2 protein-coding genes and 1 tRNA gene are annotated in these 2,327 nt (G+C 37.3%); 2 read left to right on the top strand and 1 reads right to left on the bottom strand.

The features are described 5' to 3' along the window. The coding region (locus tag PLK24_RS10865; protein WP_324479048.1) for an ATP phosphoribosyltransferase regulatory subunit at positions 1–914 on the bottom strand (914 nt) is incomplete at its 3' end. Positions 915–1,168: 254 nt separating this feature from the next. Here PLK24_RS10865 and PLK24_RS10860 point away from each other — a divergent pair. Together PLK24_RS10860 and PLK24_RS10855 are read left to right on the top strand one after the other, a co-directional pair. Next, positions 1,169–2,230 (top strand): phosphoribosylaminoimidazolesuccinocarboxamide synthase, encoded by a 1,062-nt coding sequence (locus PLK24_RS10860; RefSeq protein WP_324479046.1) that lies wholly within the window; start codon positions 1,169–1,171, stop codon positions 2,228–2,230. A gap of 19 nt (positions 2,231–2,249) precedes the next feature. Then, positions 2,250–2,325: transfer RNA gene (locus PLK24_RS10855), tRNA-Arg, on the top strand. The last annotated feature ends 2 nt before the right edge of the window (positions 2,326–2,327 follow it).

Here is a 2,327-nt window from a genome sequence, read left to right as displayed (position 1 = left end):
CGATCTTGACCAAAAATACCAAATAATTCATCATAACGACCACCAGCTAAAAGCGGAGATCCGGAAAAAGCTGAGAAGCCTTCGAAAATCATTCCAGAATAGTAATCAAAATCCCGGATGAGACCTAAATTAACCCAAATATTTTGCTCTAATCCATAATCGGACAAAATATCACAAACTTTTCGTATTCTTTCCAAGGCGTTATTGAATTGATGATTCCTCGGAAATCTATCATTAATATCATTTAGGAATTCTTTTTTCCCTCGAAGAAAAGGAAAATCAAGTAGAAGTGAAACTAACATGGGTTCTGTTGGTGGATTTTTTTCTAAAAAATTCTTCAGTGCAATAAAATCTTTAGTTTTTACAATAGTTTTTAATTGTTGTTGTAAAGTAGATGAATACCCTGAAGCATTAAGTATTCCTCGGAAAAAACCGACATGACCAATATCTACGGAGAAATCACGGATGCCGGCTTCTTGCAAGGCGATAATTGCCAAAGCAATTACTTCGGCATCTACGGCTGGTGAATTGTCACCGATATTTTCCAATCCCATTTGAGTGAGTTCGCTCTCGGTACGAAGGGGAGAAGAAGGGTAGCGGAAAATTTTTCCATCGTAAAAAACTCGAATAGTTTTATTTTCAATAATTAAATCACTGCTGTATTTTCGAGCTATCGAAGTCGTGAAATCCGGACGAAGACAGACTAATTTTCCTTCGCGATTAATGAATTGGAAAAGCCGTTCTTTTAATTCATCACCTATAACTTTCTGTAAGGTGGCATAATATTCAAGTGTAGGAGTTTCAACTTCTTCAAAACCCCAGGAGCTGAATAGATGTCGGAGTTTGAATTCAATTTCTCTTTTTTTAAGAACTTCCTGGGGATGGGTATCTTTCATGCCCAAAACTAAATCCAAATAAATCTCTCCTTTCCAGGAAAAAATCAACATTTCAATTTTATTGTATCATGAATTCTATGTTGTAAACCCACTTGCTGGCTTGATAAATCTGGATTCGATAAAATATTTAAAATTACACCTTGAAATTCTACACCTCAGAGAGGTAGAGCTCAGTAATGGGGGAAGGCGTCTTTCAATAAACCTATCCTTGAGGTTTATAAATCAAATCTCTATAAATCAACAGAATCAGATATAATAATCCTAATAACAGAATGAAAAACAGCGATCCCAAACCGAAAGGAGAAATATCCATGGGAAGCGTGAAAGACCTTTTTGTTCAAACTTCACCTCGTGAAAATATCATGGGACAAGGGAAATTTATCTTTTCTAATCGTTATTCGGTGTTTGATTGGGGAGAAATGCCCGACCACATTCTTCACAAGGGTGAAGCTTTATGCTTAATTGGAGCATACTTTTTTGAAAAACTGGCTGATTTGGGGTACCTGACCCACTATCGAGGATTGGAAGAAAAAGGGCAAATAAAAAAACTGTCTCAGCTCTCCGGTCCTTCTTCTGTTATGCATGTCTCGCTCGTCCAGGTAATTCATCCCCCACAAAGTGGTAATACCTATGATTACGGTGTTTATCACCATGATTATGAAAACTTTCTCATCCCTTTTGAGTTCATATACCGGAATTCCATTCCAAGTGGAGCGAGTTTTCGGAAAAGAGTGGAAAGAGGAGTAATTAATTTAAGAGACTATGGTTTGGAAAAAATGCCAATGCCAGATGAAAAATTGCTCTCTCCGATTTTAGATGTATCAACCAAACTCGAAGAACAAGATCGATATCTTTCCTGGGACCAAGTACTTAATCTTAACATAATTAATAATGAGGATATTAATCATATCAAAAAAACATTAACATTTGCTGACGAATTGATAACCAATGAAGTAAAAAAAGGTGGTTTAGAAAATGAGGATGGAAAAATTGAGTTGGCATTCGATCCGGAAAGAAAGTTGATGTTTGTCGATGTTTTAGGGACTCCTGATGAGTGTCGTTTTACCTGGAAGGGAATTCACCTCAGTAAGGAGGTCGCTCGAGAATTTTATCGAAAAACATCATGGTATGAAGAAGTAAGCCAGATGAAATCTCATTATTCAGTTGGGTGGAAATATTATATAAAAAGTAAACCACAACCATTACCCAAGAAGCTTCTCCAGGCAATCGGCTGGATTTATCAGAGAATTGCCATAGACCTCACTGGAAGAGAATGGTTCTCCAGTGTTCCTTCTTTAGAAAAGATAGTTGAAGAAATCAAAGAGTTTGTATAGAATAGTCATGTCTTTCTGTGCGCCCGTGGCTCAAAGGATAGAGCAGCGGTTTCCTAAACCGCAGGTTGAAGGTTCGACTCCTTTCGGGCGCACCAAA

It is taken from the genome of Atribacter sp., assembly GCF_035418125.1.
Taxonomy (GTDB): domain Bacteria; phylum Atribacterota; class Atribacteria; order Atribacterales; family Atribacteraceae; genus Atribacter; species Atribacter allofermentans.
The sequence above is the reverse complement of the archived record's forward strand: the minus strand, read 5'-3'. Positions and strand labels throughout refer to the sequence as shown.

Bases quoted from the DNA above. Each gene is read 5' to 3' on its own strand.
- PLK24_RS10860 (WP_324479046.1), top strand. From the start codon at position 1,169: ATGAAAAACAGCGATCCCAAACCGAAAGGAGAAATATCCATGGGAAGC.